This is a genomic window from Paenibacillus amylolyticus, assembly GCF_036894225.1.
Lineage (GTDB): Bacteria > Bacillota > Bacilli > Paenibacillales > Paenibacillaceae > Paenibacillus > Paenibacillus amylolyticus.
The window spans coordinates 5,580,700-5,602,146 of record NZ_CP145892.1 but is presented as its reverse complement, the minus strand read 5'-3'; the positions used below and the strand labels follow the sequence as shown (position 1 = coordinate 5,602,146).

Annotated in this window: 24 protein-coding genes; 15 read left to right on the top strand and 9 right to left on the bottom strand. The window is 44.5% G+C overall.

Annotated features, from left to right (window positions below; all coding sequences use genetic code 11):
- The first annotated feature begins 49 nt into the window (after window positions 1-49).
- Window positions 50-184, top strand: a complete 135-nt coding sequence (locus tag V6668_RS24775) for a hypothetical protein (RefSeq protein WP_257467904.1) — start codon at window positions 50-52, stop codon at window positions 182-184.
- Here V6668_RS24775 and mqnE read toward each other — a convergent pair.
- Window positions 169-1,275 carry an aminofutalosine synthase MqnE gene (gene mqnE / locus V6668_RS24770; protein WP_036605752.1) on the bottom strand — a complete coding sequence of 369 codons (1,107 nt, stop codon included), beginning with the start codon at window positions 1,273-1,275 and terminating at the stop codon, window positions 169-171. The two genes, V6668_RS24775 and mqnE, sit on opposite strands and share 16 nt — an antisense overlap.
- Window positions 1,276-1,718: 443 nt before the next feature.
- Here mqnE and V6668_RS24765 point away from each other — a divergent pair, with 443 nt between their 5' ends.
- The 9 genes from V6668_RS24765 to V6668_RS24725 all read left to right on the top strand — a co-directional run bounded on the left by V6668_RS24765 (window position 1,719) and on the right by V6668_RS24725 (window position 8,233).
- The gene (locus V6668_RS24765; protein ID WP_036605753.1) at window positions 1,719-2,075 is read left to right on the top strand and encodes a HesB/IscA family protein; all 357 of its coding nucleotides are present in this window, start codon (window positions 1,719-1,721) and stop codon (window positions 2,073-2,075) included.
- 223 nt (window positions 2,076-2,298) lie between these two features.
- Window positions 2,299-2,940 (top strand): NAD(P)-dependent oxidoreductase, encoded by a 642-nt coding sequence (locus tag V6668_RS24760; protein WP_036605754.1) that lies wholly within the window; start codon window positions 2,299-2,301, stop codon window positions 2,938-2,940.
- Window positions 2,941-3,301: 361 nt separating this feature from the next.
- Window positions 3,302-3,592: a hypothetical protein gene (locus V6668_RS24755; protein ID WP_338706987.1), complete on the top strand. Its 291-nt coding sequence runs from the start codon at window positions 3,302-3,304 to the stop codon at window positions 3,590-3,592.
- Window positions 3,593-3,855: 263 nt separating this feature from the next.
- On the top strand, window positions 3,856-4,239 hold the full coding sequence (locus V6668_RS24750) for a 2'-5' RNA ligase family protein (RefSeq protein ID WP_422395231.1): 384 nt from the start codon (window positions 3,856-3,858) through the stop codon (window positions 4,237-4,239).
- Between the two features lie 146 nt (window positions 4,240-4,385).
- Window positions 4,386-4,907, top strand: a complete 522-nt coding sequence (locus tag V6668_RS24745) for a hypothetical protein (protein ID WP_338706986.1) — start codon at window positions 4,386-4,388, stop codon at window positions 4,905-4,907.
- 127 nt (window positions 4,908-5,034) lie between these two features.
- Window positions 5,035-5,919, top strand: a complete 885-nt coding sequence (locus V6668_RS24740; RefSeq protein WP_338706985.1) for an AraC family transcriptional regulator — start codon at window positions 5,035-5,037, stop codon at window positions 5,917-5,919.
- Window positions 5,920-6,089: 170 nt separating this feature from the next.
- Window positions 6,090-6,668 carry a hypothetical protein gene (locus V6668_RS24735; RefSeq protein ID WP_127548292.1) on the top strand — a complete coding sequence of 193 codons (579 nt, stop codon included), beginning with the start codon at window positions 6,090-6,092 and terminating at the stop codon, window positions 6,666-6,668.
- A 150-nt stretch (window positions 6,669-6,818) separates the two neighbouring features.
- Entirely contained in the window at window positions 6,819-7,697 is an 879-nt protein-coding gene (rarD, locus tag V6668_RS24730; protein ID WP_338706984.1) for an EamA family transporter RarD, read from the top strand.
- Window positions 7,698-7,891: 194 nt separating this feature from the next.
- Complete coding sequence (locus V6668_RS24725; RefSeq protein ID WP_338706983.1) at window positions 7,892-8,233, top strand: hypothetical protein; 342 nt, start codon at window positions 7,892-7,894, stop codon at window positions 8,231-8,233.
- Window positions 8,234-8,241: 8 nt separating this feature from the next.
- On the opposite strand, the gene V6668_RS24720 is transcribed toward V6668_RS24725, so the two are convergent.
- The 3 genes from V6668_RS24720 to V6668_RS24710 all read right to left on the bottom strand — a co-directional run bounded on the left by V6668_RS24720 (window position 8,242) and on the right by V6668_RS24710 (window position 11,304).
- Complete coding sequence (locus V6668_RS24720) at window positions 8,242-8,697, bottom strand: hypothetical protein (protein WP_310339808.1); 456 nt, start codon at window positions 8,695-8,697, stop codon at window positions 8,242-8,244.
- Window positions 8,698-9,679: 982 nt separating this feature from the next.
- The gene (locus V6668_RS24715) at window positions 9,680-10,729 is read right to left on the bottom strand and encodes a glycoside hydrolase family 53 protein (protein WP_100529768.1); all 1,050 of its coding nucleotides are present in this window, start codon (window positions 10,727-10,729) and stop codon (window positions 9,680-9,682) included.
- Between the two features lie 347 nt (window positions 10,730-11,076).
- On the bottom strand, window positions 11,077-11,304 hold the full coding sequence (locus tag V6668_RS24710) for a hypothetical protein (protein ID WP_017692425.1): 228 nt from the start codon (window positions 11,302-11,304) through the stop codon (window positions 11,077-11,079).
- 248 nt (window positions 11,305-11,552) lie between these two features.
- On the opposite strand from V6668_RS24710, the gene ppk1 reads away from it, so the two are divergent.
- Window positions 11,553-13,634 (top strand): polyphosphate kinase 1, encoded by a 2,082-nt coding sequence (gene ppk1, locus V6668_RS24705; protein ID WP_036605760.1) that lies wholly within the window; start codon window positions 11,553-11,555, stop codon window positions 13,632-13,634.
- Here the strand turns inward: ppk1 and V6668_RS24700 are convergent.
- Window positions 13,594-15,123 carry a Ppx/GppA phosphatase family protein gene (locus V6668_RS24700; RefSeq protein WP_338706982.1) on the bottom strand — a complete coding sequence of 510 codons (1,530 nt, stop codon included), beginning with the start codon at window positions 15,121-15,123 and terminating at the stop codon, window positions 13,594-13,596. The two genes, ppk1 and V6668_RS24700, sit on opposite strands and share 41 nt — an antisense overlap.
- A 26-nt stretch (window positions 15,124-15,149) precedes the next feature.
- A complete protein-coding gene (locus tag V6668_RS24695) occupies window positions 15,150-15,404 on the bottom strand; it encodes a hypothetical protein (protein WP_017692428.1) in 255 nt (84 codons plus the stop codon).
- 237 nt (window positions 15,405-15,641) lie between these two features.
- Here V6668_RS24695 and V6668_RS24690 point away from each other — a divergent pair, with 237 nt between their 5' ends.
- Both V6668_RS24690 and V6668_RS24685 read left to right on the top strand, forming a co-directional pair.
- Entirely contained in the window at window positions 15,642-16,301 is a 660-nt protein-coding gene (locus V6668_RS24690) for a YheC/YheD family protein (RefSeq protein ID WP_076253234.1), read from the top strand.
- Between the two features lie 355 nt (window positions 16,302-16,656).
- Window positions 16,657-16,800: a sporulation histidine kinase inhibitor Sda gene (locus tag V6668_RS24685; RefSeq protein ID WP_017692430.1), complete on the top strand. Its 144-nt coding sequence runs from the start codon at window positions 16,657-16,659 to the stop codon at window positions 16,798-16,800.
- Window positions 16,801-16,821: 21 nt separating this feature from the next.
- Here the strand turns inward: V6668_RS24685 and V6668_RS24680 are convergent, their stop codons facing one another.
- Both V6668_RS24680 and V6668_RS24675 read right to left on the bottom strand, forming a co-directional pair.
- Window positions 16,822-17,073: a hypothetical protein gene (locus V6668_RS24680; RefSeq protein ID WP_074096361.1), complete on the bottom strand. Its 252-nt coding sequence runs from the start codon at window positions 17,071-17,073 to the stop codon at window positions 16,822-16,824.
- A gap of 76 nt (window positions 17,074-17,149) precedes the next feature.
- Complete coding sequence (locus V6668_RS24675) at window positions 17,150-18,124, bottom strand: NAD(P)/FAD-dependent oxidoreductase (RefSeq protein ID WP_422395292.1); 975 nt, start codon at window positions 18,122-18,124, stop codon at window positions 17,150-17,152.
- Window positions 18,125-18,778: 654 nt separating this feature from the next.
- On the opposite strand from V6668_RS24675, the gene V6668_RS24670 reads away from it, so the two are divergent.
- Together V6668_RS24670 and V6668_RS24665 are read left to right on the top strand one after the other, a co-directional pair.
- Complete coding sequence (locus V6668_RS24670; RefSeq protein WP_338706980.1) at window positions 18,779-19,972, top strand: NAD(P)/FAD-dependent oxidoreductase; 1,194 nt, start codon at window positions 18,779-18,781, stop codon at window positions 19,970-19,972.
- Window positions 19,969-20,223 (top strand): hypothetical protein, encoded by a 255-nt coding sequence (locus V6668_RS24665; protein ID WP_036605767.1) that lies wholly within the window; start codon window positions 19,969-19,971, stop codon window positions 20,221-20,223. The genes V6668_RS24670 and V6668_RS24665 overlap by 4 nt, the downstream gene beginning before the upstream one ends.
- 334 nt (window positions 20,224-20,557) lie before the next feature.
- Here the strand turns inward: V6668_RS24665 and hemQ are convergent, their stop codons facing one another.
- Complete coding sequence (hemQ, locus tag V6668_RS24660) at window positions 20,558-21,304, bottom strand: hydrogen peroxide-dependent heme synthase (protein WP_211082975.1); 747 nt, start codon at window positions 21,302-21,304, stop codon at window positions 20,558-20,560.
- Window positions 21,305-21,447: the final 143 nt, after the last annotated feature.

The following is a 21,447-nucleotide window of genomic DNA, read 5'->3' as shown; positions in this document are numbered from 1 at the left end:
TAACATAGCTGCTCCTTTTGTTATGATTTGAATAATTGAAAAGTAGACATTGAAAATTGAAGATATTATTCAGCAGTTTGCACCACTCGAATTCAAACGTCTCCCTATAATGAAAGCTGCGTTCTGGAGTGGTGCTGGTGCAATATTGGTTGTGGATGAAGGTATATCCTATTCGTACACTTGAATTTCATTGTAGAACGTATCACGTTCTACCGGAATACGTCCTGCACCTTTAATGAGCCATATGAGCTCTTTACGTGTAAGGCCTTCAGGTGTGAGTGCACCTGCCGCATGACTAATCCGTTCGCGAACGATTGTGCCGTGTGCATCCGAAGCACCGAATCCAAGGGCAACTTGAGCCAGCTGTGGACCGATGTTAATGAAGTATGCTTTGATATGATCGATGTTATCCAGCATCAGACGGCTGATCGCAATTGTTTTGAGATCCTCATAAGCCGAGTTACGACGCATAATGCTCGCGTTTTTACTTTTTGGCTGCATGGAAAGTGGGATAAAGACCATGAATCCGTTGGTCTCGTCTTGCAATTCACGGATCTGCACCATATGGTTGACGCGGTCCTCATAGGATTCAATCGATCCATACAGCATCGTTGTATGGGTACGCATGCCCAGGTTATGAGCAGTACGGTGCACCTCAAGATAACGATCTACGTTCGCTTTGTCTACACGCATTTTTTTGCGATATTCATCCGACAGAATCTCAGCGCCGCCACCAGTCAATGTTTTCAGACCTGCTTTTTGCAGCTCCTGCAGAACTTCTCTGATACTCAGTCCGCTAATCCGAGTGAAGAAATCAATCTCGGCTGCCGTGTAAGCTTTCAGTGTAACATCCGGATATTTCTCGTTTAAAGCTCGCAGGGAATCGACATAATATTGAAAAGGAACATGGTTGTTATGTCCGCCTACGATATGGAACTCACGTACGCCCGGATGAATATGCTGTTCTACATAATCGATCATTTCCTGACCGGATAATGTATAGGAGCCTTCTTCACCCTGGTCTTTACGGAAATTACAAAAAGCGCAGTGAGCTTCACATACGTTTGTAAAATAAAGACTCATGTTTTCGATGAAATATACTTTCTTACCATTTTTCCGCAAGTTGGCCTCATTGGCCAGCTGGCCCAAAGTCAGCAGATCATCTGTTTCATACAGATATACGCCGTCTTCTACGTTCAGCCTTACGCCGTTCTGCACTTTCTCAACGATTTCAGCCATTCTTTTGTCTGTGAACGGTGTTACCAATGTAGACATACTGTTTCCTCCTGTTCTTAACCGGATTTGAGTTGTGTGTAGGATCTGTATACAGAACTACATAGCAAAGATGCGGTCAACTGCCGCCTTCTTATATGAACTAACTCTTATTTACCCGGTGCAGCCTGTGCTGCGTACGTAAAGCTAATTTTTTCATTAAAGTGAGTCTTGTGACTCTATATGCATTGGGGACTGCGGACAGTCTCGAAATGTGAAAAAAATTACAACTCTATATATGATCGTCACCTGAATAAGTCATGGCAAAATATCGACATTTCAGTGCGACCACCTATTCATTATAAACCTCGTGTCGCGGGGGTTCAATACACTGGGAAGAAAAAGGAGTAGAGGGGGAACGCGGAAAGAGGCAAACATGACTTGAGACCCTTGACGGGGTGGAGTATAATTTAAAGAAGAGTTAATGAAAAGGAGAGTGACCTGGCATGATTAACATCAGCGAAACGGCTGCTGACAGATTGAAAGAGATGCTTGCACAGCAAGAGACACCTGGTATGTTCCTGCGTCTTGGCGTAGCACCGGGCGGTTGCACCGGATTTTCGTACGCCATGGGCTTTGACGATAAAGAGTCCGATGAGGACCTGTATATGGATATTCAGAGTATGAAGGTTGTAGTCGAGAAGGAAAACCTGAAGTATCTGGATGGTCTCGAAATTGATTTTGAAGAGTCCGGTATGACGGGTGGGTTCACCATCCATAATCCTAACGCGGTAGCCACTTGTGGATGTGGATCTTCTTTCCGTACGAAGGAAGATGCGGGTGTGCCTGATAAGGATTGTTAAGAAACTGAGTTGTACAGCGGTTTCCTAATCTTGTTTTAAATAAGCAGTATGTAGTTCCTTTAATAGATAGCCTCTGAATTGTATCCGTTTTGCACGGGCATGATATCAGGGGCTTTTTTGCGTGTACTGATTGTGCATGGTTGACAAGCTTAGTTGTAACAACTATAGTTACAATATAAAGTTCAAACATAAACAATATCGATAATTTAAAGGAGAGATCATGATGAACATTGCAATCATTGGTGCAACAGGCAAAGCAGGAAGTGTAATTTTGAAAGAAGCAGCAGACAGAGGGCATAAAGTAACGGCAATCGTTCGTAATGCATCCAAATTGGAAGATAAAAGCCTGAATACGCTGGAGAAAGATGTATTTGATCTTACAGCTGAAGATCTTAAAGCATTCGATGTGGTTGTAAATGCATTTGGTGCTCCAGCTGGTAAAGAAAACCTGCATGTGGAAGTAGGACAAGCGTTGATCAACATCCTGAAAGATGCACCAAACACTCGTCTGATCGTGGTGGGTGGAGCAGGAAGCCTGTTCACAGATGAGTCCAAAACATTGCGTGTCTTTGAATCCCCAGGATTCCCGGATGCTTACAAAGCAACTGCAACGAACCAAGGCCAAAACTTGCAGGATCTGCAAGCATCTTCGGGTATTCAATGGACATTCTTGAGCCCGGCTGGATTCTTTAATCCAGAAGGTGTACGCACCGGCAAATATCAAGCAGGCAACGACGTTATTCTCGTGAATAGCGAAGGCAACAGCTACATCAGCTATGCAGACTATGCGATTGCTTTGGTTGATGAGATCGAAAATCCACAACACAAAAACGAGCGCTTTACCGTTGTTGGTGAAGTGAAGTAACACTTTTAAATGATAATATGGAACATACAAACGGACGCTGATCTCCACAGAATCGGTGTCCGTTTTTTTATGTTATCAAAGAGGGATGTTCTGCAATAACGTTAGACAGGTTAGATGATTATCGTTCAACTTCCAACTACTCCTTTGAATCTATGTTATATTATTCTAAAGATGGGAAGGAAATGTGATTATGTGAGAACCATCATCTTTTCATTGGAATTGCTGCGAGTTCAAAAGTATAAGGGAGTGAACAGTTGTGAAGATGTATTCCAAAGGAGTTATACTATTGATCTTTGCGGTTTTTATGATTAGTGTATCGAGTGGTTCAGGGTTATCTCAATATACAAACGTTAAAAATAAGATGAATCAATTTCACATCACTTCTCTTTATCCGAAAAATAAGAATGGACAGACATATGGTTCTGCCGCATATGCGACTTCTCCAGAAACGGAACCTGATTTAATCTTGGCTACTGGTGTGGATGGTACAGACGGATATCTGCTGAAAAAAGACATGGATGGCGAGCAACCCAAAACACCTGAAGAAGCTATTGCGATACAGAACAGCAGATCACCAGATGGTCGTGATATTCCACTGTATGACAAGGATGGTGAAACCGTAATTGGTGTGCTTCATGTTGGAGGAAAGTGAAACGTTACTGAAATGAACACCATTCGGCAGTTGATCAAAAGGGTCGGCTGCTTTTTGATTTTAAGATTTATTTAGTTTGCTAAAGGATATGACGCGGTAATATGAAATACTTCATTGGAATTACCCCTCCAGATGATTATAAAGAAAAGATTGTGGCATTTCGTGATCGTTGGGCAAGTAATCGTCTTAATGATGTAGTCGAGCCTCATATCACTGTAAAAGCGTAGGGTGGTCTTACCGTTGATCTTCATTGGTTAGAAAGTGTGAGACAGACATGCTCTTTAATGCCAAGTTTTCAATTATCATTATCAGAACCGGGATCGTTTGGAAGTGCTGTTACATTTCTTAGTGTTGAAACGAGCAATATCATTGAGTTACATCGAAATTTGGTAAAAGCGATTTCTCCATCACAAGAACTTTTAGACCGTTACTTTGAAATGGATAAATATCATCCTCATTTAACCTTGGGGCAAACCTATTGGGGTATGAACGAGACTGAGATAGAAGAAATGAAGCTCTTAACAATTAAGGAATTGGCTCCTTTTCCAACCTTTGCTGTCAATTATGTACACGTATATAAAGAAGTTGAACTGAATAAATACGTACCATTTGAAGACATCCAATTGGGAACTGAAAAAGAGAAGTGATTCAAATAACAGGACAATAAAACAAGGAAACTCCTGATCAAAGGAATTGGCTGTTTCCTTGTTTATGTAATGGCAGAATAACGCAACTAGTTAATGAACGAATCGTCAAAATGATGAATATACTTCTGCACATTGGAGGGAACTTGATGTATTTTAAACCTATCCGTATTGTAATGGGGCTAGTTTTTTTTATCATTGCTGGGTGCAATAACGAGGTCACGATGATGGGTACAGATGAACTCACGATTACAGGTGATCAAAAGACTGCCACAGAATATGTTAAGGCAAAAGGTTATAAAATTTCTTCGTACGATGGTCAAGTTCAGAAATACACTCTAAACAAAGATAAACTACTCTACGGGATAACGGAAACGATACCATATAGACAGACCTGGGGGGTTCAAAAAGTAGAACCCGAACAGTATTTCGGAATGGAAATATCGGTATATAGCTTTACAGTAACAAACCATCCTCTGGGAACGTTTGACGATAGTAAATCCAAAGTTTCAATATTACTTTGTGAAGGCAAAGTTATAGGGGGAACATCCTTCCCGAATACAGCAATGGATGGGGCACCATATTCGTTGGATGGAAAAACATTGGAAGAAGTAACGGGAAAAAGTTTTCAAAAATGGAGTGAAGAATGGAAAAGGAAATACGGTACTTAAAAAGTCAAAGCGAACGAACGGATATTTACAATATATATCTTTAGACGGGTACGAAACTTAATTGCGCACAAATAGTTGCGATACGAAAACCTAACGAAACTATACTTTTGTTGAGAGGAGGGATGAGATGGATTGGCTTATGAGGATGAATCGGGCATTGGATTATATTGAAATGAACTTGGTCGGCGAGATCGAGTTGAAGGAAATTGCTCAATGTGCTTATTGTTCTTCATATCAGTTTCAGAGAATGTTCTCGTTCATTACCAATGTTTCACTTGCGGAATATATACGAAGAAGACGGCTGACTCTCGCTGCAATTGAATTGCAGAATAGTGATAGGAGAGTTGTTGATATTGCCATAAAGTATGGGTATGAATCACCGGTATCATTCGCAAGAGCTTTTCAATCATTGCATGGTGTTAATCCAGCGATGGCTCGTGAAGAAGGGACTGCCCTCAAAGCCTATCCTCGGCTTTCCTTCCTTATTTCAATTAAAGGGGAAGAGCCTATGAACTATCGTATCGAAACAAAAGAATCTTTCGAAATATTTGGAATTGAGAAAGTGTTTCAATTAAACGGGGTAGAGACACCAGCAGAATTATGGAAGCAAAGCCACGAAAATGGCGAGGTTGAAAGACTTGCTGCAAATGCTGGTGATCTACCAAACTCTTTGAATTCGAATTATCATAAAGTGCATGCTGTGTGTAGCTACAAAAAAACTGGGGAGGATACTTTCCCATACATATTGTGTGCATTTAAAGGTGAAGCAAGTAAACCCGATGGTTACACAAGTATAACGATACCAGCACACACGTGGGCGATCTTTTCCTCTGATCCCTTTACATGGGATAAATTCGATGAAACCATTGAAACCCTGTATAGACGATTTTTTTCTGAATGGCTTCCTACTACAGGATATGAACAGGTCGACGGAATGGAATTTGAAATTACTGGAGTTAAAGATGGACTGAATTTTGTTGAGTTATGGTTTGCTGTAAGAAAAATATCTTAGTTTTATTTCTTTTAGATTAGTCTTGAATAATAACTTAATAAAGACAGGAGCAAACAATTGTGTCCGATTGGTTGCTTCTTTGTTCATTCACCTAACGGCTAGGGAAAATGCAACATTTTTCCTGTTAAACAGGTCAATAAAGATGTACCAATTAACATTATGAGAAGAAGGTGGAAAAACTGAAGCTTCGTATAATCACGTTAATTTTTTTTATATCTAGCGTGTTCTTTATCTCAAATGCACAAGATGTTAACGCTTTGTCATGTGTTGAATCGGGAGGCCCTCAAGAACAGTTAGAAATATATGATGGAGCTGTTTATGGTGAAGTAAAGCAAGTAAAGGTCGACTTGAAGCAAGAGGGGTTTACGGGAACCAAAGAGAAAATTAGATATATTTTAGTGGAAGTTGAGAGGAGTTGGAATACTGAAGTTGACTCTCAACTAATTATCGCAACCAACTTCACATGGGGATTTGATTTCAAGGAAGGTAACAAATACTTAATATACTTTAGCGAAGTGGATGGTGAATTAAGTAGTAGTCCATGCAGTTCAACCATCGAAATGAACAATATTAATCAAGCAACTGAACTATTCGGGGAAGGCTTTCCACCAAAACAACAAGTAAACTTAGAACACAAAATGTGGTTTATGTTTGAGCAAGATATTGATTTGTTTATCGTAGGTGTGGTCGTATTTGCGGCGATCTTTACCTTCATCATGAGAGTAAGAAAGAAAAAGCACAAAGTATAATTTGGTAGCGCTAAACGGGGAATTTTGCTCAAAGAAAGAGTCATTTGAACTAGGAATGGTTTCCTGTATGACCTATTACCCCCTTTACTTAAACGAGGATCGAGGCGTATAATCCGTTGAGATATCAGAGCAATAAGAGGGGATACAGTTATGAATAGTGGATTAATCAACGCGATCATTGCGTATATCATGTGGGGAGTTCTCCCGCTGTATTGGAAGTTGTTTGAAAATCTACCGGCAGGTGAGATTTTATCGCATCGGGTTGTCTGGTCATTTGTCTTTATGGGGATTTTCGTTGCCGTCCAACGTCGTTGGAGTGACATGAAGCGCATTCTGACCAGTCGTTCGACCCTGCTGTCCCTTACCGCGAGTGGGCTGCTAATTGCTATTAACTGGCTTATCTTCATCTGGGCGGTTAATAACGGTCATGTCGTTGAGACAAGTCTGGGCTATTATTTGAACCCGTTGCTGAACGTGTTACTGGCAGTTGTCTTCCTTCATGAAAAGCCAAATCGTGGACAGTGGCTCGCGATTGCCATCGCTGGTGTCGCGGTGCTTATCATCGCTATCGACTACGGACGTTTCCCATGGGTTGCGATCTCATTGGCCGTGTCATTTGGCTTGTACGGTCTGGCGAAGAAGAAGATTAAGCAAGACGCTTCTGTGGGTTTATTTTCGGAGACAGCTGTAGTTCTGCCCGTCGCACTGGGCTACTGGATCTACTTAGCCATAGTAGGAAAAGCAACGGCATGGACGTTGCCTGCACCGATGTTCTTCGAACTGCTGCTTTCCGGTGTGGTGACGGCGTTGCCGCTGCTGTTCTTTGCACGGGCGGCTGCTCGAATGTCGTTGTCCACACTCGGCTTTGTACAGTATATTGGGCCGACAATCATGCTGATCCTGAGTGTGTTTGTGTTCAAGGAAACGGTCTCGCCAGTTCTGCTTGTTGGTTTCGCACTCATCTGGACAGCGCTTATCGTATACGCAGCCGCATCGATACGTGCTACGAGACTCGCTAAGGTAAGCTGAACAGAGGTATCTGGTATCGACATAATTGCCCTTTCTGCCAATGAGGTGGAGAGGGCAATTCTTTGTTTGTGGGGGAGCGATAGGTCGATAAAAACTAAAAAGGAAGGCTGATCAACGTTATGGTAAAATACAGGAGTAGTAATCAAAAATAGTAACCAAAAAGAGTAATAGAAAAACGAGGAGGCGACAGATATATGATGGTTAATAACCCTTACCGCAAACGTGATCCATTCTTTATAAAGAAGGCTGTAGTTCAGATACTATTTCAGTTTGCAGTTTCAGCGATAATCGGTATTATATATGGGTTCATGATGGTCAACGAGACGATAGGTGGATATATTAATAAACTATTACCGAGCACGGATGGTCCGGATCTTCATTTATATCTGCCCGTTGTGGTTACGGTGTTCATCTACTCGTGTTTTATTCAGAAGAAACAACGGATTTTTCTTGAAAAAATCTCATTTAGTTTTCTCCATATTTTTGTTGCCCTGCTAGGCTGTATTTCTTCAGTTGTTGTGTTATTGGTGATCTAATCCAAATCCTACGTATCTACACCTTCAGCCCCATCAACTGCATCAATGACACCGACAGCGAGTGTTGTTACCGCAGCAGCAGCTAAAAGATTCTTGGCACCAAGCTTGACTCTGTCCTTATCTTCCTCTTGCATGCCCACAACAACATCTTTACCGCTGTTATATACGTACTTGGCTGATATCGCTACACCTTTTGCAGTATTGGTTACAGCACCTCCAATATCGGCAAGCCCCGCGTCTATGGCGGTATCATCTTTTCGAATTGCACCACTGGCAAGATCATATGTCCCGCTAGCCAGTTGTCCAACGGTTTTGCCTGTATTAATTGTGGCTTTCTCTACGCCGTTCCCAATTTCTTTGATAAAGGGGCTTCCCGCAATTTCACCAACAACCCTCACGCTGCCGCCCAACACTTTCCCGGTAACTTCCCCAGCTAACTGACCGAGCCCTTTTAAAAAACTCATCCATTTTCCCCCGCTCTTAAAATAGCTAACCGATGTTCTGCATGATTTATTTATTATATTCATATGTAAGCGAAAAAACCATTCTGCATTTAGCCTGCTCATAAGAACCATCCGCCCTGGAACAGAAACTGGCAGCCCCCTCAACACACTTCATCGCCAAAAGGCGCTAATCCCACCGGGAACAGCGCCTCAAGCTCTTGTTTACCTTACTACTTCATCCATTTGACTACCCACGGTTTTAGAAGTGTCTCAAGGAGCAGCAACGTAGTGGAGGGGGCGGAATCGATTCTGAAGAAGCGAAGCGTTCGCCTTTATCCCCGGATTTTCCCCCAATAAGGGGAATTCATAAAAATCTGGGGATAACAGCGATCATAAGAACGATCCGCCACCGGAACACCCACCACGCTGCGCCCTCAACACACTTCATCGCCAAAAGGCGCTAATCCCCCCGGGAACAGCGCCTCAAGCCCTTGTTTTACCTTGCTACCTAGTCTATTTGACTACCCACGGTTTTAGAAGTGTCTCAAGGAGCAGCAACGTAGTGGAGGGGGCGGAATCGATTCTGAAGAAGCGGAGCGGTCGCCTTTATCCCCGGATTTTCCCCTTAACAGGGGAATTCATAAAATCTGGGGATAACAGCGATCATAAGAACGATCCGCCACCGGAACGCCCACCACGTTGCCCCCTCAATGCACTTCATCGCCAAAAGGCGCTAATCCCACCGGGAACAGCGCCTCAAGCCCTTGTTTACCTTACTACCTAATATTTGACTACCCACGGTTTTAGAAGTGTCTCAAGGAGCAGCAATGTAGTGGAGGGGGCGGAATCGATTCTGAAGAAGCGGAGCGGTCGCCTTTATCCCCGGATTTTCCCCAATAAGGGGAATTCATAAAATCTGGGGATAACAGCGATCATAAGAACGATCCGCCCCCGGAACGCCCACCACGCTGCCCCCCAAAGCCCGCACTTCTACCCACCGTACCTAGTCAATAAATCCTTCCATGACAACAGTTGGCATCATATTCGACTGCCAAGCGCCCTTACCATATCCACTGTTATAACCTGGTGTAGCCTGAGGCTCCCAGTAGAATACACCTTTACCTTTGCCATTTGGCAGATTGCGAATTTGGTTTTTCATCGCGGCAACAAAACTTTTGCCAGCTGCAGCCTGGTTATTGTCCATGCCAATTTCGGAGATGATGATCTCTTTGCCATAACGGTTGATCATATCCTTGGCGTTGTTTACTGTATTTGTAACAGCGGTATTCCAGCCGGAAGCTGAAGGATAGAGGGACATGGCGATCATGTCAAAGTTAGCTCCGTTATTGATCAAACCACCAATATTCCATACATAGAGGGCATTATCATCTCCACCTGCCAGATGTACAATGGTTTTGGTGCCGCTACTCAGGGATTTCACTGCATTATGGCCTGTGTTCACCAGCCACGCATAGTTTTTCATGTTGGTGGATGCTTTGCCATCTTCCCATAACATACCATTGCTTGTTTCATTACCGATCTGTACCCAGTCAGGGGTAACGCCTTTGCTTTGCATCGCCGTCATGACATCACGTGTGTGGTTCCACACCGCATCCATGAGCTGTTGAAACGTGTAGTTTTTCCAGGCAGCTGGTTTGGTTTGTTGACCAGGGTCTGCCCATGAATCGCTATAGTGCAGGGTAAGCATTACACTCATGCCAGCATTCTTGGCACGTTGTGCGAGTGCAGCCGCACGATCCTTATTCATGTAACCGTTCCCATAATCATTCGAAGGATTAACGAATACCCGAATGCGAACGGAGTTGATTTGATAGTCTTTTTTCAAAATATCAATGATGTCGCGCTGTACGCCGTTTTTATCTTTCCATTTGTAGCCTTGGGCTTCCATTCCGGGAACCCAACTGATGTCGGCTCCTTTGGCGAAACTTGGTGCTGCGCTGGCATGCTGACCTGCGGGCAACATGATAGAGGTGAATAACAAAACAAAAGCCAACATGATGGATGTCTTGAAACCCCTTACATTTTTGAACATTACAAGATGCCTCCTCGGATTTAGGTTGAGTTGCATCCTAATTATAGCCATCCTGGTTTGCTCTACTAAAGGGTCCATTTCCAATATTTTGGGTGTTTTCTCAACCTCTCTACAGAAAAAGAGAAAACAAAAAGCCGTCCGAAGACGGCTTTTCTACCCGTGGCGCTTTTTGAAACATTGATCCGTATCCCGCGCCTCCACCAGACTCTTTTATTTTGAGCTAGTGGATCGGGTAAGGGACACGTTCAACATGACATTAGAAATGTTGACGCACCTCCTTTCCTTGTGGCAAGAGTATACAACACCTTGTTTGGGAAAGCTAGTCTTTTTTACGTATTTAAGCAAAATTATTTTTCAGTCTGGAACATCGTGATATCTCGTGCATAATGGCTCTTTGTTCCGTCATTGTTTCGGATGCGCACGCTGTCTTCACTGATCCGCTCCACAATGCCACAACCGACCTCGCAATAGACGCCAGCCGGGTCTTCCTGCCATGCGCTTACCATACATTGGGATAGTGCAGCCGTGAAAAACTCTATATTTTTTTGTAATGTTCTAGGTTTGTTGGATTTCATTATATACTCCTTTGATCAACTATATTTGGAATGAGAACAAGCAACCGGACCAAATCACACTGTACTTCACTTTACTCTGTCTATTGACCTTTGTAAAGGGATGGAAAAAGTTGCGGCCATGAGGTATCATTTACATAAATTTTACGTAGCGTTTACACTGCGCTGACGCTTGATGTTGATTACGAATAGTACAATTATATGAGAACTTCTAACCAAGAATAGATATGCAACACATTCGGAGGCCATACATGCATAGAGACGTCAAAACAGGCAACTACGTTAATCGTGATTTGAGTTGGGTTGAATTTAATCGGCGCGTACTTCAGGAGGCCCAGGATCCAACAACGCCTCTGCTGGAACGCATGAGATTTCTCGGCATTGTCGCTAGTAATTTGGACGAGTTCGTCAGTGTAAGGGTGGCGGAGACAAAAGAGAAGATCAAGGCCGGATTCACGCAAAAAGATTTTACAGGATACACGCCTTCGGGATTGTACCGCAGATTGATCAAACGAACCGGGACCATGGTCGCCGAACAGTATAAAACGTATCGTGAACTCATTCGTCTACTCGCCAAGAAAGGCGTGAACATTCAGGAATATACAGATCTTAATGTGACACAGCAGCGCGCAATGGACCAGTACTTTCATGAAATTATTTTTCCGGTACTCACACCGATGGCGATTGACCAGAGTCGTCCGTTCCCACTGGTACACAACAAGTCTGTCTATCTGTCCGTGATGTTACAGAAGGAAGGGGAGCAAGAGGGCGAGCCGTTTATGGCTATTGTTCAGGTGCCTTCCAATCTGCCGCGGGTAGTTCAGGCTCCCATTCGGGCGAATAGCAAAAAGAAAACATTCATACTGATTGAAGATCTTATCAAACATCATATCCATACGCTCTTCAGCGGATATATCTCACTTGCTGCACAGGAATTTCGAGTGACCCGCAATGCGGATCTGTTTATTAATGAAGAAGAAGCGGAAGATCTGCTTGAGGCTATTGAAAAAGAATTGCGACGCAGACGCCGCGGGGCTCCTGTACGACTGGAAGTCTGCAAGGATTTTCGTCCGGATGCCTTATTGGAATTGCAGGATGAATTTGATATTCAGGACCCGGTATATGAAATTGATGGACCACTTGATCTGAGTTTTCTGGCGGGATTCGTAGACAGTCTGGAAAGTTTCTCACATCTGAAATACAGTCCGGTGAAGCCAGTCTACCCACTTGAGTTTCTGCCAAGAGAAAGTCATTTTGAGCTACTGCGCAAACGCGATGTACTGGTGCATCATCCGTACGAATCGTTTGAACCAGTCACTGATTTTATATTGGAGGCTTCGGAAGATCCAAGAGTTCTGGCCATCAAGATGACCTTATATCGGGTCAATGGCGATTCACGCCTTATTCCGGCACTTGCACTTGCAGCTGAGAGTGGTAAGCAGGTCACGGTGGTGGTGGAACTGAAAGCCCGGTTTGATGAAGAGCGCAACATTGCTTGGGCGCGTAAGCTGGAGAAAGCCGGTTGTCACGTGGTATATGGACTGGTTGGACTGAAGACCCATGCCAAAATCATTCTTGTTGTACGCAGGGAACAACAGGGTCTGAGACGTTATGTTCATGTAGGAACCGGTAACTATAATGAGAGTACAGCCAAAGTTTATACGGACGTGGGACTGTTCACCTCTAATCCAATTATTGGGGAAGATGCATCCGAATTGTTCAATGAGATTACCGGATACTCCGGTCCGAAGGCATTGCAGGCGTTCCGTGTAGCTCCGGATGGTATGAAGGATGAGTTGTTTGCACTGATTCGTAGAGAAACAGAGCACGCGCTGAAAGGCAAACCTTCCAGAATCATTGCCAAGATCAACTCCTTATCCCATCAGGAAATGATTGATGAATTGTACGAGGCTTCTCAAGCCGGCGTGCAGATCGATCTGATTGTGCGTGGTGTATGTTGTCTGCGTCCGGGGGTAGAGGGGCTCAGTGAGAATATTCGGGTCATTAGCATTGTGGATCGTTTTCTGGAGCATTCACGGTTGTTTTATTTTGAAAATAGCGGCAACCCGGATGTATTCATCTCCAGTGCAGACTGGATGACACGTAACCTGAATCGAAGAATTGAACTGATGTGTCCCGTATTTGATCCAGAGCTGAAAAAGATGCTGGTGGATATCCTTAATCTGTCCCTTATGGATAATGTCAAAGCGAGACAACTTATGCCTGGTGGCAATTATGTATTTGTAGAAAATGAAAAGCCCCCGCTGAGAAGTCAGACGGAGGCCATGGGTATTATCCCTTGGAAGCCTGCTGAATGGAGTGCATTAACGTAACTCCCCAGGCTTCCTTCAGATCCTTGACGGCCTCTTCCAGGCCATCAAGTTCCAGTAACGGCTCAGCTGTACAGGTGAATTGCACCTGCAGCGAGTCGTTTTCTTTTGTTGCTTCAATCGCAGCGATGCTTTCGGATCGATTGATGGCTTCGGCTACGCGCAGCAGAGAGCCTAAACGATGAGCATGCCGCTCATCCGAGTTTTTCAGAATGTCCCGGTGCTTATTCAGCAGCTGGGGCGTTCTTTTTTTGGGATGATAATCAGCTGCACTGGCACTTAGAATGGTCTCCCGATGAGAAAGTCCATAAATGCTCGAATTCATAATCCAATAGGCCGAGTGCTGTGTATAACGGAAATAGTTAATCTGTTTACCTGCCATGTGCAGCATGGAGGCTGCATACAGGATTCGGGCATCTGCTTGATCAGGAGGGGTACCTTGTAATGCCGTATACAGGGTAACCGTATCCTGATGAATCCGTTGCAGACGTTTCTCTGGAATAGGCGGACCAAAATGGATGAAGTTGCGGATACTGTCTTTCAGCGCGTCCGGAACGACCGGCTGACCTCCAGCCATGTAATCACGCAACAACCCGTCTCGTAGACCCGCGCCACTAACCACATAACGATCTCCCTGTATTATCTGGAAGACAGTTCGTAGGATCAGTACGCCGGGCACAATGATGTCAGCGCGATCTTTGGCGAGCCCTGGTACCTTTTTGCGCTGTGCCGAGGTGAGATGTGGTAAGGAGCGAGCGATGTTCTCCATCGCTTCCTCACTGATCTCATAATGATGGCTGACAGGCAAAGAATACTGGGTACGCTTCTGTTCCACTTTGGCGAGTGTACGCATTGTGCCGCCAAGTCCGATGAGTGGCAGACCAGGATGCTCACGAATCCAATCCTGTCCACGGAGAGCCGCAGTGACTTCGTTGCATAATGCATTTGCATTCTCCTCAGTCCACTGATCTTCGCCCCCGTAACGGGCATGTGAATTCACTGCACCAATAGGGAGGGAGATGCTATGTAACCTTTTCCGATCCCGAAAGACCGTGATCTCTGTGCTGCCGCCTCCAATATCCACGACGTAACCGTCTGCCAGATCAATGGATTGAGTGACACCAAGGAACCCATAATAGGCCTCCCGATCTCCCGATACACATTCAATGGTAAGCCCCGTCTCTGTCTCCAGCCATTCAATAATCTCCAGGACATTGCTTGCATTACGAATAGCTGCGGTAGCTGCTGCGCGAATCAGTTTGGTCTGGTACGCTTCACAGGTCGCTTTGAATTGACTCAAGATGGTGATGGCTTTATCCAGAGAATGGCGCAGAATGGTTCCATCGGACTCAACAACGCTGCTCAGACGAGCGGCGTATTTGTCTTCATGAATGATGCGATAGGCTTCGTCTTGGTCCAGTTCATAGATAACCAGACGAATGGAGTTCGAGCCGATATCAATAATTCCTAAGGTTTCATTAGTACGTGTCATAAGCATCTCCTTCTACAGAGGTTCAACTACCCGAAGTGAAGAAGGGCAGCCATGGCTTCCGGTGAACCCGGCGGTGTGGCAGAGAAGGGCGTAGTTAACATAACAACAATGATAAAGACGATGAAACAGGCAAATATAAGACAACTCACGGCAAAGCCGCGATTACGCTTTTGCATAAACAGTCGAATACCTGTGACAAAGAGAAGTACCGTAACAGCTACCAGAACGATCGACATTGCAAAATAGGCTACGCCATAAAGTGATTTGAAAAATGCTTCCATTTGTTCTTAACGCTCCTTAGATCCTCATATTTAAGCCCTTCCAAGCCATTCCTTAGTAGCATACGACAGATTGACTTGTTTGAAAAGCAAACCGGGCGCGTGTTCCCGTTTCCGCCATCACCCTGGGACAGGTTACATGGAAAAGGGGCCTTTGCCGTGGACAGACATCCAAGAAAGCAAGGCTTCTGTTGAGTATGTATAAGGAAGGACTATTGTTTCAAGGAAGGAGATCAACCCATGTCGAGACAACTTGCAAGCAAATGGCGGAAGACAGCGGCTCTGATGAAATATCCGGTAGCTGCTGTCCATATCCCACAGACCAAGGCATTCAACTCGGGTAATCTGCTGCAAATGCTCAGTCGTTATGGAATGGTGTATGTCAAACCTATTGTAGGAGGCGGAGGTTACGGTGTCATCCGGGTATCGGCCAGCGGTGGGGCTTATCGATACACCCATATGAAAACGACCCGTTCTTTCGCCAGTTTCAGCCAGATGTATCGCTCTCTGGTGCGTGTAAAGGCTAGACGCAAGTACTTGATCCAGCAAGGCATTCATCTGGCAACAATTCAAGGGAGACCTGTTGATTACAGAGTCAAAGTTGTAAAAACCCAACGAGGCTGGGTATTCCGTTCATTAGTAGGACGACTCGCTCGTCCCGGACTCTGTGTGACGAATCTGAGCAAGGGTGGCACCATGTTATCAGGAAGGCGAGCTCTTGGTTTATCCCTGCCACATATATCCGGTCGGCACAAACGCCGGGAGATGCGTTCCCTTACACTGACATGTACGTACATTATGGAAAGTCAGTTCCCTGGTGTAGGTCAGCTGGGATTTGATTATGGACTGGATTATTCAGGCAAGATCTGGATTCTGGAAGTGAATACCAGACCCCAATAGAAAATGAATGGGAAAACTCAAGAAAATTCAAGAAAAACCGATAATATATAAAAGAAAACGGTATGAAAACCGTTTGAAATTTTACATTACCGGGTAATTTACTCGCAACAAGTCTTGAAACTATGAATTTATTCCGAAAAAAATACGCTGATAAACGTTCTGACAGTAGTACAAACTCCCTGTGCATAAATATTGTCCACACTATACACGTTGACTACTCTATATTTTTTCCATTTATCAACAAACTATGCACAGGATTTCCACATATCGTTGTGGATAACAAGAACGCTTGTTCTCTATATGAATCTCTGATATGATAGTTTTGAGGAAAAAAAAGGAAAGGTTGTGGCGGGAAATGGCTATGTTATCCGATGAGATGTTGTTGGATTCCTACCATAAAGCGATTGAGTTGAATCTCGAACGAGATTTCATCGCACTGCTGTTGGCAGAAATCCATAAGCGCAAACTGGGTACCGACGTATCTGCCATTCTTCACTAGAGATCCTCATTGCAGGCAATGTTACAGGTTTCCGGACAAGTCCCATAGTGAGACTGGCCATGGCGTGCTCGTCTGACAATGGTGACAGTACATCACATGATTGCAAACGTTCTCGACTTCGTCTGCCGTGTCAGAGGAAGGTTGGAATACGTAGGGGCTGTATGGTCCGGTGTAATCATCCAATTTGCCGCATTCTAACAGTCCCTGAAGGCAGTGGGGGCAAGCCTGCTCCGGTACAACCAGACCGTTACACAGCGGGCATATATAAGACAAGGGTATCCCTCCTGATATGGATTCACTCAGGAGTAAGATACCCTTTTTTGTATCAATATATGTTATTTCAGCAAAACTAGCGTTTCATGTTACTGCTGTGTCCTGGGGACAACTTGGCATCCGGATCGAAGTACACCTTCGCATTGTTGACGGCTGTTGGAGCTTCGCCGAATCCGACAGCGATCAGCTTCAGTTTACCCGGATATGTTGTGATATCTCCGGCAGCGAAGATTCCTGGAATAGATGTTTCCATGCGGGAATCAACAACGATGGAGTTACTGTCAATTTCGATACCCCACTCGGCAATCGGTCCGAGAGAAGAGACAAATCCGAAGTTAACGATCACGTCATCTACTTCGATTTCCTGAATTTCTTTGGTTTTCACATGAGAAAGGGTTACTTTGGTAATCGTGTCATCCCCATGAAGTTCCGTGATTTCGGTCGGTGTAACAACATTCACCTTGGAATTCATCAGGTTTTCGACACTGTGCTCATGTGCACGGAACTTGTCCCGGCGATGGATCAGCGTTACTTGCTCAGCGATAGGCTCCAGCATGAGTGCCCAGTCTACCGCGGAGTCACCGCCGCCACTGATCAGTACTTTTTTGCCAGCGAAGGCATTCAGATCACTGATGAAGTAGTGCAGGTTGCTCTTCTCGAACTTGGCAGCATCTTCAAGCTCCAGGCGACGTGGTTCGAATGCACCTACACCAGCTGTAATAATGACGGCTTTGGCATGATATTCATTCTCATCCGTCTTCACGACGAAATGTTGCTCATCCTTTTTCTCCACCGATACAACCTTTTCTTCAAGCCGGATGTTCGGGTTAAAATGATTCATTTGCTCAACGAGGTTATTCACCAGTTCCTGAGCTGTTACTTTCGGGAATCCGGCTACATCATAGATGTATTTCTCCGGGTAAAGAGCGGCAAGTTGTCCACCAAGCTGTGGCATACTTTCAACCAGTGTAACGGATGCCTGACGCATCCCACCATAAAACGCGGCGAACAGACCCGCAGGGCCTCCACCGATAATAAGTAAATCAGTCATATCATGACTGGAATTTTGTGCAGTCAAGAATCAACAACACCTTTCATATTATAATAGGTAGTTAACAGAAAGAATGTGCAGGCTACGTATCGTAACCGGCATGGGTGCTGAACTGTCTTTCCTATTATAAACGGTGTATTCAGGGTTGCAAAGTTAGCGGCGTCACGAAACTGGGAACAATTGATGAAGATCAGATGAGAATAGGATGAAATTGGAAATGAAAGGTTATGAAAAATAACAAAAAAAACCTTGATCTTTACTAGAAATACAGATATCCTTGACCTGTACTATGTGTTTTTTTGTCTAATTTAGAGTCAATATGTAATATGAAGACAGATCCCGTGTTTTGTAGAATCTTGTGGTTAATTTCACAACTTGAAACGATAACTTGCGTGCAAACGTATCAATTTCATAAACCCTTTAGTTGCTTCAATCAAGTCTAGATATAGATCAAAACGGTTCGATACGTCGATATCTAGTTTCATAAAATCCATTTTTAGTGAGTTATGAAATTGATGCAAACGTTTAAATAAATTCGCGAAGTTAACATTTGTCGTCATAATGGGCAAGACCTCATCAATATTTGTAAGTATGTGCATTTTGCATTTCACCCAAGATCGGGCTGATGCAAGTGAAACCGGAAGGGGTATAGACATGAGCAGTATTCCCAAAATCGTCATCCTCGGCGCGGGCTATGGCGGGATTCTGACAGCCCAGCGGCTGCAGAAGGAATTGAACTATAACGAGGCCGACGTCACACTGGTGAATCGGCATGATTATCATTATATTACTACACATCTACATATGCCGGCAGCCGGCACGGATACCATTGAGCATGCAAGAGTACCCATTTCGAAGCTGATTGATGAGTTCAAGATTGATCTGGTCAAGTCTTCCGTGAAGGAGATTCGTCTGCAGGATCGGAAGATTATTCTGGAGGACGGCACGTTATCCTATGATTATCTGATTATTGGACTAGGCGGTGAGCCTGAGACTTTCGGTATTCCAGGGATGCTCGATCACGCCATGACAATCCGCAGCATTAACTCGGTCAGACTGATTCGAGAACACATCGAATATCAATTTGCGATGTACAAAAACGATAACAAACGAAATCGTATTCGGTTTGTCGTAGGTGGAGCGGGTTTCAGTGGTGTTGAATTCGTAGCTGAACTTGCAGATCGTATTCCACAGCTGTGCAAGGAGTTCGACGTGAATCCGAAACATGTGCATATCTATAATGTAGAGGCAGCGCCTTCGGCCTTGCCTGGATTTGACCCGGAACTGGTAGAACATGCGATGAATGTGCTCAAGAAGAAGGGCGTTACTTTCAAAATTGGTGTTCCAATCAAGCAATGTCTCCCGGACGGGGTTATTGTGGGTGAAGGTGAAAAGCTCGATGCGGCTACAGTCGTATGGACCGGCGGCATTCGCGGTAACTCACTGCTGGAACAGGCAGGTCTTGAAGTGATGCGAGGACGTGTGAAAGTAGATGACTACTTGCGTGCTCCAGGGCATGAGCATGTCTATGTCATTGGTGATAATTCACTTGTCTTCAACGCTGAAGGACGGCCTTATCCGCCAACAGCCCAGATTGCGATGCAGCAGGGTGTGAACTGCGCCAAGAACGTTGTGGCATCCATTCGCAAGAAACAGCCACAAACTTTTGTATTTACGAGCAAAGGCACGGTTGCATCACTGGGTAAAGGTGAAGCTATTGCTGTTGTAGGCGGCAAGAAATACAAGGGCTGGAAAGCGGCTCAGTTGAAGAAGCTGGTTGATCTGCGTTATCTGTTCATCATTGGTGGTATTCCGTTAGTCCTGAAGAAAGGGCGGTTTTTTGGATGAGACATTGCAGTGTTCAGGTCCGGGGACTATTAACACGTGAAGAGCTGGATCGATACAACGCCCTGATGCAGGTCGGTGGTTATCTCGAGGAACAGGATCAATATGATCTGGCCTACATCGTACAGAAAGAAGTGGATATTCTCATTATGCCTGCGATTGAGCGGCTTAAAGAGAAGGGGCGTGACCGTGACCGGGCCACAGCCGAATTCCTCGAATCGCTGAAAGCGGTAGATGATGAGGACGAGGATTAGAGACGATATAAGTTGAACTAAAGATGTTTACACATACACTTCAATGACAGAATAACCTTCCAATCGCTGTTATCCCCAGATTTTTTTGATTCCCTTTTGTTAAAGGGAAAATCCGGTGATAGCGTATGCTTCCGATGAAGCTTTCTTTCAGAAAGCTTGTAGCTTCGCTTTTTCAGGTTTTTTCTGTCCTTTCCGTTTTTGTGTAAATAAATAGTTCAAACAATATAGATCTAAATCAAGCTTGAGGTAGTAGAATATAGATAGATAATAAAGCACCGCTGACAATATCCTTTACAGGAGATGTCGCGGTGCTTTATTGTGCTTTGTGCTGTTTCTACAGCTTAAGCATGTCTTCCAGTGTTCCTTCGTTCAACAGACTTCCCACATAGAACGAACCGAATTCGCCATAACGGGCACTAACTTCATCGAAACGCATCTCATAGACGAGTTTTTTGAACTGAAGTGCGTCATCCGCAAATAGCGTAACGCCCCATTCCCAATCGTCGAAACCGACGGAGCCGGTAATAATCTGTTTTACTTTACCCGCATAGCTGCGGCCAATCATGCCGTGACTACGCATCATGGTGCGACGCTCGTCCATAGACAGCATGTACCAGTTGTCATTCAGCTCACGTTTTTTGTTCATCGGATAGAAGCAGATGTATTGCCGTTGTGGCAGAACTGGTTTCAGACGGGCAATAATCTCCGGATTCTGCATCGGGTCTTCGCCTTCTTTGCCAAGGTAGTTACTAAGTTCCACTACACTGACGTAAGAATAAGATTTGGTCGTGTACTGAGCAAACATCGTTTTGTTAAACGCGTTCTCAACAGCCTTCAGATCTTCCAGCGTTTCACGCAGATGCATCATGCAAAGGTCAGCCTTCTGTCCCACTACGGTATAAACGACCGTGCTTCCTTGGGATGAATTCTCGACTTCTTTCCATTCCTTCCAGAATTCTTCCAGCTCGTCCAGTGCTACAGCACGTTCCTCATCATCTGCTGCTTTCCAGGCGGCCCAGTTAATCGAGCGAAAATCATGCAGGGCATACCAGCCCTCCAGTGTTGATGCGGCTTCGTTCATTGGTTGTGTTCCTCCTGCAAGGTATATTTCCAAATCCCCTATAAGGGACGGGTGAGTGCTTTATCGTTTACATTGTATCCCAACATGAAGCAGAAGGGCAAATGAACAGAGTATAAATATAGGGAAATTTGTCCAGAAAGTTC

Bases quoted from the DNA above. Each gene is read 5' to 3' on its own strand.
- V6668_RS24715 (WP_100529768.1), bottom strand. From the start codon at position 10,729: ATGTTCAAAAATGTAAGGGGTTTCAAGACATCCATCATGTTGGCTTTT.
- V6668_RS24700 (WP_338706982.1), bottom strand. From the start codon at position 15,123: ATGACACGTACTAATGAAACCTTAGGAATTATTGATATCGGCTCGAAC.
- V6668_RS24755 (WP_338706987.1), top strand. From the start codon at position 3,302: ATGAATCAATTTCACATCACTTCTCTTTATCCGAAAAATAAGAATGGA.
- V6668_RS24665 (WP_036605767.1), top strand. From the start codon at position 19,969: ATGAGACATTGCAGTGTTCAGGTCCGGGGACTATTAACACGTGAAGAG.
- V6668_RS24695 (WP_017692428.1), bottom strand. From the start codon at position 15,404: ATGGAAGCATTTTTCAAATCACTTTATGGCGTAGCCTATTTTGCAATG.
- hemQ (WP_211082975.1), bottom strand. From the start codon at position 21,304: ATGAACGAAGCCGCATCAACACTGGAGGGCTGGTATGCCCTGCATGAT.
- V6668_RS24685 (WP_017692430.1), top strand. From the start codon at position 16,657: ATGGCTATGTTATCCGATGAGATGTTGTTGGATTCCTACCATAAAGCG.
- V6668_RS24725 (WP_338706983.1), top strand. From the start codon at position 7,892: ATGATGGTTAATAACCCTTACCGCAAACGTGATCCATTCTTTATAAAG.
- V6668_RS24760 (WP_036605754.1), top strand. From the start codon at position 2,299: ATGAACATTGCAATCATTGGTGCAACAGGCAAAGCAGGAAGTGTAATT.
- V6668_RS24740 (WP_338706985.1), top strand. From the start codon at position 5,035: ATGGATTGGCTTATGAGGATGAATCGGGCATTGGATTATATTGAAATG.
- V6668_RS24690 (WP_076253234.1), top strand. From the start codon at position 15,642: ATGTCGAGACAACTTGCAAGCAAATGGCGGAAGACAGCGGCTCTGATG.
- V6668_RS24745 (WP_338706986.1), top strand. From the start codon at position 4,386: ATGTATTTTAAACCTATCCGTATTGTAATGGGGCTAGTTTTTTTTATC.
- rarD (WP_338706984.1), top strand. From the start codon at position 6,819: ATGAATAGTGGATTAATCAACGCGATCATTGCGTATATCATGTGGGGA.
- V6668_RS24720 (WP_310339808.1), bottom strand. From the start codon at position 8,697: ATGAGTTTTTTAAAAGGGCTCGGTCAGTTAGCTGGGGAAGTTACCGGG.
- V6668_RS24765 (WP_036605753.1), top strand. From the start codon at position 1,719: ATGATTAACATCAGCGAAACGGCTGCTGACAGATTGAAAGAGATGCTT.
- V6668_RS24675 (WP_422395292.1), bottom strand. From the start codon at position 18,124: ATGACTGATTTACTTATTATCGGTGGAGGCCCTGCGGGTCTGTTCGCC.
- mqnE (WP_036605752.1), bottom strand. From the start codon at position 1,275: ATGTCTACATTGGTAACACCGTTCACAGACAAAAGAATGGCTGAAATC.
- V6668_RS24670 (WP_338706980.1), top strand. From the start codon at position 18,779: ATGAGCAGTATTCCCAAAATCGTCATCCTCGGCGCGGGCTATGGCGGG.
- V6668_RS24710 (WP_017692425.1), bottom strand. From the start codon at position 11,304: ATGAAATCCAACAAACCTAGAACATTACAAAAAAATATAGAGTTTTTC.
- ppk1 (WP_036605760.1), top strand. From the start codon at position 11,553: ATGCATAGAGACGTCAAAACAGGCAACTACGTTAATCGTGATTTGAGT.